Source organism: Holdemanella sp. DFI.5.55 (assembly GCF_020593575.1).
Classification (GTDB): domain Bacteria; phylum Bacillota_I; class Bacilli_A; order Erysipelotrichales; family Erysipelotrichaceae; genus Holdemanella; species Holdemanella hominis.
Map to the genome: position 1 here is coordinate 1 of NZ_JAJDMK010000382.1, position 235 is coordinate 235.

A 235-nucleotide genomic window follows, 5' to 3' on the forward strand; every position below is an offset into this window, starting at 1 on the left:
TAAGATAGAAAGGACGACATGTCTTGAATAATCATATCAAAAAAATGCTACGAATTACAGATGAACATTTAGATTTAACAAATACGGAGGAATATAAAATTAAAGGGAAGAACACTTTAGTTATCTTTGGAGTCTATTCTCCCATGCCTTCGGCTTGTAGGAACTGTGGTTCAACTATTGTTGATAATGAAGGGAAAAGTGTAGTTGTTAGAAATGGAAAAAAGGAAGTAACTAT

The 235-nt window shown here is 32.3% G+C and carries 1 pseudogene; it reads left to right on the top strand.

The window, feature by feature from the left end:
* Positions 1 to 23: 23 nt before the first annotated feature.
* Positions 24 to 235 (top strand): annotated as a pseudogene (locus LJE08_RS14510) (ISL3 family transposase); the annotation flags it as partial.